Annotated in this window: 5 protein-coding genes; 4 read left to right on the top strand and 1 reads right to left on the bottom strand. The window is 70.2% G+C overall.

What is annotated here, in order from left to right:
- Positions 1–438: 438 nt before the first annotated feature.
- Positions 439–1,539, bottom strand: a complete 1,101-nt coding sequence (locus E4099_RS27240; RefSeq protein ID WP_135341781.1) for a LacI family DNA-binding transcriptional regulator — start codon at positions 1,537–1,539, stop codon at positions 439–441.
- Positions 1,540–1,934: 395 nt separating this feature from the next.
- On the opposite strand from E4099_RS27240, the gene hisC reads away from it, so the two are divergent.
- The 4 genes from hisC to E4099_RS27220 form a co-directional block, all read left to right on the top strand.
- The gene (gene hisC, locus E4099_RS27235; RefSeq protein WP_135341780.1) at positions 1,935–3,014 is read left to right on the top strand and encodes a histidinol-phosphate transaminase; all 1,080 of its coding nucleotides are present in this window, start codon (positions 1,935–1,937) and stop codon (positions 3,012–3,014) included.
- A gap of 429 nt (positions 3,015–3,443) precedes the next feature.
- Entirely contained in the window at positions 3,444–5,090 is a 1,647-nt protein-coding gene (locus E4099_RS27230; RefSeq protein ID WP_135341779.1) for a cytochrome ubiquinol oxidase subunit I, read from the top strand.
- Positions 5,091–5,114: 24 nt separating this feature from the next.
- The gene (gene cydB, locus E4099_RS27225) at positions 5,115–6,116 is read left to right on the top strand and encodes a cytochrome d ubiquinol oxidase subunit II (protein WP_135341778.1); all 1,002 of its coding nucleotides are present in this window, start codon (positions 5,115–5,117) and stop codon (positions 6,114–6,116) included.
- 12 nt (positions 6,117–6,128) lie between these two features.
- On the top strand, positions 6,129–6,472 hold a 344-nt coding region (locus tag E4099_RS27220; protein WP_135341777.1), incomplete at its 3' end, for a 6TM ABC transporter family protein.

Here is a 6,472-nt window from a genome sequence, read left to right as displayed (position 1 = left end):
GGGATGAGGCACGGGCGTGGTGGCGTGCGGGGGGACGGGTTGAGGCACGGGCGTGGTGGCGTGTTCGGGTACGGGCGGTACCGCCGCCGTGGTCCGTGCCGTGGGTCCCAGACCGGCCCCCTGAGTCATCGACCCCTCCACCATCGCGCCGCCGTGCACCTTGAGGACCGTGCCTGGTCGAGGGCGGTCCGCGGTGTCGTCCGCCCATCATAGGAACGACGGTCGGGGCTTGTGACGCACCAGGGTGCCGTCAATCGGGGCGAGGCTCCACTCTGCCGGCTGTTTATCCCGGTTTTCTCCTGAATCGACCCGGACGGAGCGCCGGGTCGGCGTGCCGATCGGCGCGGTGTTCGGTCCGCGGAGGGCCCGCGTGGCGTACCGATCAGGCGTTGTCCGGCCCCCTGACGAGACCGGTACGGCATGCCGATCGGGCCGCCCTCAGCGCCCGGTGGGGCCGCGGGGCGGGCTGATCGTGGTGCGCGGCGGCCGTCGTTGGGAGGAGGTCCGCACCATCAACTCCGTTGGTATGACCTGCTCCACCGGCCGCCCCGCGTCGAGTCCCTCGATGGCGTCGATCAGCAGCTGGACCACCGCGGTGCCGATCCGGCGGGGCTTGAGCGAGAGGGTGGTGATGGGCGGGTCGGTGGCCGCGTACACCGCGGACTCGCTGCAGCAGACCAGCAGCAGGTCGTCGGGGACGCGCAGCCCGTAGCGGCGGGCGGCGGCGAGCAGGTCGGTCCCGTTGGGGTCGAAGAGCCCGTACACGGCGTCCGGGCGGTCCGGGCGGGCCAGCAGCCGGTCGGCCGCCACCGCCCCGGCGTACGGGTCGTGGGCCGGGTACTTCTCGTACACCGGGTCCTGGCCGGTCCGCCGGCACCAGTCGAGGTACGCGGAGGTGGACAGCCGGGTGTAGGTGTCGGTGGTGGTCCCGGTGAGCAGTCCGATGCGCCGGGCGCCGGCCTCGGAGAGGTGGTCCAGGAGGTCGGTCACGGCCGCCTCGTGGTCGTTGTCCACCCATGCGGTGACCGGCAGGGTGCCGGCCGGGCGCCCGTCGCTGACCACCGGGATGCCCTGCCGGAGCAGCTCGGTGACGACCGGGTCCTGGTCGGAGGGGTCGATCACCACGGTGCCGTCCAGGGCGACGTTGGACCAGACGTCGTGCCGCGAGGTGGCGGGCAGGATGACCAGCGCGTAGCCGCGGGCGAGGGCGGCCGAGGTGGCGGCGCGCGCCATCTCGGCGAAGTAGGCGAACTCGGTGAAGGTGAAAGGTTCATCCCCGTAGGTGGTCACGGTCAGGCCGATCAGGCCGGACTTGCCGGTGCGGAGGGTGCGGGCGGCGGCGGAGGGGCGGTAGCCCAGCCGGTCGGCGACCTCGCGGACATGGCGCCGGGTGGCGTCCGGTAACCGGCCCTTGCCGTTGAGCGCGTCGGAGACGGTCGTGATCGATACCCCGGCCGCGGCGGCCACGTCACGGATGCCCGCACGCCCCAACCGGCGGCCGGTCGGTCCGCTCACCTGGTGCTTACCTGCTGCTGTCATGGCGTGCCGATAGTAGGGCTCAGGCGACCCGACTGCGGGGTACTCGGAAAGCCGGTTGGAAGGCACGATTCTGCAAGTCTCAACCCCTCGAAAAACCTTGGAAATAAAGGCAGTTGGGGCTCTTGGTATGCCTCTCTAGGAGTCTGGCATATGTACACCTGGCGATTGGTTGATGTTTCGAAGAGGTCTCAACTCACCTGCACGGGGGATGCGCGCCACGGCGCCCGCCACCAGCGCACAGGTTCCGCCAAGCGCCCCAGGTGTGATCACCGACGGGTGGGCGGGCCGTGAACCGTTCCCGGGCCGCGGAGAAAAAACAGGTTCTTACCGCGGCCGGTGAATCCTCTTATGGTGTGCAGTATTGATGCGATCGGACTGGTCGAGGAGGACCCGCGGTGTCTGAGAACAGCCCCAAGCTGCGTGCTGCCCTGGATGGTATTCCCACCTACAAGCCCGGGAAGCCCGCCGCAGCGGGCGGTCCGGCTGCCTACAAGCTGTCCTCCAACGAGAACCCCTACCCCCCGCTGCCGGGGGTGCTGGAGAGCGCCACCCGCGCGGCCGGCGCCTTCAACCGGTACCCCGACATGGCGTGCACCGGGCTGATGAACGAGCTCTCCGAGCGCTTCGAGGTGCCGCTGGGCCACCTGGCCACCGGAACCGGTTCGGTCGGTGTCGCCCAGCAGCTGGTGCAGGCGACCTCCGGCCCGGGTGACGAGGTGGTCTACGCCTGGCGTTCCTTCGAGGCCTACCCGATCATCACCCAGGTCTCGGGTGCCACCTCGGTGCAGGTGCCGCTGGACCGGGACGAGGTCCACGATCTGGACGCGATGGCCGCCGCGATCACCGACCGGACCCGCCTGGTCTTCGTCTGCAACCCCAACAACCCCACCGGCACCGTGGTTCGCCGTGCCGAGCTGGAGCGCTTCCTGGACCGGGTGCCCTCCGACGTCCTGGTGGTGCTGGACGAGGCGTACAAGGAGTTCATCCGGGACGAGCGGGTGCCGGACGGCATCGAGATCTACCGCGACCGGCCGAACGTCTGCGTGCTGCGCACCTTCTCCAAGGCCTACGGCCTGGCCGGCCTGCGGGTGGGGTTCGCGGTGGCGCACGAGCCGGTGGCCGCCGCGCTGCGCAAGACCGCGGTGCCCTTCGGCGTGAGCCAGCTGGCGCAGGAGGCGGCGGTGGCCTCGCTGCGCAGTGAGGACGCGCTGCGTGAGCGGGTCGAGGCGCTGGTCGCCGAGCGGACCCGGGTCCGGGAGGCGCTGCTGGCACAGGGCTGGACGGTGCCGGAGTCCCAGGCGAACTTCGTCTGGATGCGGCTGGGGGACCGTACCCAGGACTTCGCCGCGGCCTGCGAGCGGGCGGGCGTGATCGTCCGGCCGTACGGGGACGAGGGCGTACGGACCACCATCGGCGAGGTGGAGGCCAACGACCTGTTCCTGCGGGCGGCGGAGGAGTTCCGCAAGGCCCTGTAACCCGGCGGATCACGGCGCCGGACGGTGCGGAAACGATGTTTCGGCGCGGTCCGGCGCCGTCGTGTGGAAACGGGTGGGAGGCGACCGGGCGCCGGTGCGCGGCATGCCCCCGTCGGCGGCCGTCGAGCCGGGTGAAGATCATCAAAGGGGCGGGCGCCGGCAAACCGGCCGGAGCCGCCCAATCGGCGCGAGCCCCGCGCGCGTCCTCAAACCGGAGCGAACCCTCAAAAGGGATACTTTCTCACAGCTGACCGTGTTCGCCCCCGCCTGCCCCCCGGTAGAAGGGGGCAAACGCATATGAGCCATAATTTTTCTTGTGAATGTGAACGCGTTCACAAGCTCTGTGTTTCGTATCGGTTTGTGGCGATGTGAGGCGGAGGGTTCCGCGGCTTGGACCGCGGTGCGAGCACGACGGTAAGGAGATCGACCGTGGATCTGGCTCTGGCGCCGGAGACGCTGGCCCGCTGGCAGTTCGGCATTACCACCGTCTACCACTTCCTGTTCGTACCCCTGACCATCAGCCTGGCGGCCTTCACCGCCGGGATGGAGACGGCCTGGGTCCGGACGGGCAAGGAGAAGTACTTCCACGCCACGAAGTTCTGGGGGAAGCTTTTCCTGATCAACATCGCGATGGGGGTGGTCACCGGCATCGTGCAGGAGTTCCAGTTCGGCATGAACTGGTCGGACTACTCCCGCTTCGTCGGTGATGTCTTCGGCGCCCCGCTCGCGATGGAGGCACTGATCGCCTTCTTCTTCGAGTCCACCTTCATCGGCCTGTGGATCTTCGGCTGGGACCGGCTGCCGAAGCGGATCCACTGCGCCTGCATCTGGATCGTCGCCTTCGGCACGGTGCTCTCCTCCTACTTCATCCTGGCCGCCAACTCCTGGATGCAGCACCCGGTCGGCTACACCATCGACAAGGCCACCGGCAAGGCCCGGCTCACCGACATCGGGGCGGTGCTCACCCAGAACACCACCCTGGTCCAGGTCTTCCACACCCTCACCGCCGCCTTCCTGACCGGTGCCGCGTTCGTAATCGGCATCGCCTCCTTCCACCTGTGGCGCGCCAAGCGGGCCCAGCTGCGCGGCGAGCGGACCGGGCCGGAGCAGCGCCGGCGGATCGGCGTGATGCGCTCCTCACTCCGGGCCGGGCTGGTGATCGCGGTGATCGCCGGCATGGGCACCGCCATCAGCGGCGACGAGCTCGGCAAGGTGATGTTCGAGCAGCAGCCGATGAAGATGGCCGCCGCCGAGGCGCTGTGGGACACCGAGGCCCCGGCCCCGTTCTCGGTCTTCGCGGTCGGCGATGTGAGCGAGGGGCGCAACGACGTCGAACTGGAGATACCCGGCGTCCTCTCCTTCCTGGCGCACAACAACTTCAGCGACGCGGTGCCCGGCATCAACGACATCGCCGCCCGTGAGGCCAAGCTCTACGGCGGCCAGCCGGAGGACTACATCCCCAGCATCTTCATGACCTTCTGGGGCTTCCGGCTGATGATCGGCTTCGGGATGACCTCCTTCGTCGCCGGACTGGTCGGACTGTGGACCACCCGCCGCAAGTTCTGGGTGGCCCCGGAGTTCCGGACCGGCGGCTACGAGGTGCCGCGGCTGATGCTGACCTCGCGCCGTGAGCTGAACCCCTTCCTCACCGGATGGGCCTGGCGGCTGGGCATCCTCACCATGGGCTTCCCGCTGGTCGCCAACTCCTTCGGCTGGATCTTCACCGAGATGGGCCGCCAGCCCTGGGCCGTCTACGGCCTGATGACCACCCGCGACGCGGTCTCCCCGGGGGTGAGCACCACCGAAGTGCTGATCTCCATGGGCGTGTTCACCCTGCTCTACGGGGTGCTCGCGGTGGTCGAGGTGCGGCTGATGGCCAAGTACGCCAAGGCCGGCCCCGATGTGGACGAACGGCCTCCGAGCAGCGACCCCAGGCTGCGGCTGCCCTCCACAGGGCCGGGCGGGACCGGAGGCCGGGGGAAGGACCCGCACGCGGGACCGGACGGCCAAGCCGCCGACGCCGATGCCGCCGATGCCGCCGAAGACACCGACAAGCCGCTGACCTTCGCGTACTGACAGCCGGAGAGGAGACCCACGGCCATGCACCTGCACGACGTCTGGTTCCTGCTGATCGCGGTCCTGTGGACCGGCTACTTCTTCCTGGAGGGCTTCGACTTCGGCATCGGCGTACTCACCCGGCTGCTGGCCCGGGACCGTACCGAGCGCCGGGTCCTGATCAACACCATCGGCCCGGTCTGGGACGCCAACGAGGTCTGGCTGCTCACCGCCGGCGGGGCGACCTTCGCCGCCTTCCCCGACTGGTACGCCACCCTCTTCAGCGGGTTCTACCTGCCGCTGCTGGTCATCCTGGTCTGCCTGATCCTGCGCGGCGTGGCCTTCGAGTACCGGCACAAGCGGTCCGAGGAGCGCTGGCAGCGCAACTGGGAGCAGGCGATCTTCTGGTGCTCCCTGATCCCCGCCTTCCTGTGGGGGGTGGCCTTCGCCAACATGGTGCGCGGGGTGCCGATCGGCCCGGACAAGAACTACGCCGGCGACCTGCTGGACCTGCTCAACCCGTACGCACTGCTCGGCGGGGCGCTCACCCTGGTGCTGTTCACCTTCCACGGCGCGGTGTTCGCGGCGCTCAAGACGGTCGGCGACATCCGGGTACGGGCCCGGCGGCAGGCAGCGGTGCTGGGCCTGGCCACGGTGGTGCTGGCGGTGCCCTTCCTCGGCTGGACCCAGGCCGACAGCGGCAACGCGCGCTTCCTGGGTGCCTGCGCCGCCGCGGTGCTCGCCCTGCTGGGCGCCCTGCTGATGAACGCCCGCGGCCGGGAGGGCTGGGCCTTCGCGCTCTCCGGCGTCACCGTCGCCGCGCTGGTCGCCGGGCTCTTCCTGGCCCTGTTCCCCGATGTGATGCCGTCCTCGCTGGACCCCCGGTGGAGCCTCACCGCGCAGGACGCGGCGTCCAGCCCGTACACGCTGAAGATCATGACCTGGGTGGCGGCCCTGATGACCCCGCTGGTGCTGGCGTACCAGGCGTGGACGTACTGGGTGTTCCGCAAGCGGATCGGCACCCAGCACATCCCGGTCGGGCACTGAGGAGAGCGCGCGGTGAAGCCCGTCGACCCCCGCCTGCTCCGCCACGCCCGGGCCACCCGCGGCTTCATCGCCGCGTCGGTGGCCCTCGGGCTGGTCGGCGCCGGCCTCGTGATCGCCCAGGCCACGCTGATCGCCGAGGTGGTGGTGGACGCGTTCCGCCCCCGCCCCGGCGGCTCCGCCCTCGGGGCGGGGGTGGACGAGCTGACCGGTCCGCTGCTGCTGCTGGCCGCGGTGGCGGTCGGCCGCGCGGCCGTCTCCTGGCTGACCGAACTCGCCGCCCACCGGGCCGCGGCGACGGTCAAGTCCCAGCTGCGGGAGCGGCTGGTGGCCCATGCCGCGGGCGGGGGTACGGGCGC

Origin of the sequence: Streptomyces palmae (genome assembly GCF_004684805.1) — a bacterium.
Lineage (GTDB): Bacteria > Actinomycetota > Actinomycetes > Streptomycetales > Streptomycetaceae > Streptomyces > Streptomyces palmae.
Note: the sequence above shows the minus strand (reverse complement) of the source record. Positions and strands in the feature narration are given on the sequence as shown.

Excerpts from the sequence above, each read along its gene's own strand:
- cydB (WP_135341778.1), top strand. The coding sequence starts at position 5,115 with ATGCACCTGCACGACGTCTGGTTCCTGCTGATCGCGGTCCTGTGGACC.
- E4099_RS27240 (WP_135341781.1), bottom strand. The coding sequence starts at position 1,539 with ATGACAGCAGCAGGTAAGCACCAGGTGAGCGGACCGACCGGCCGCCGG.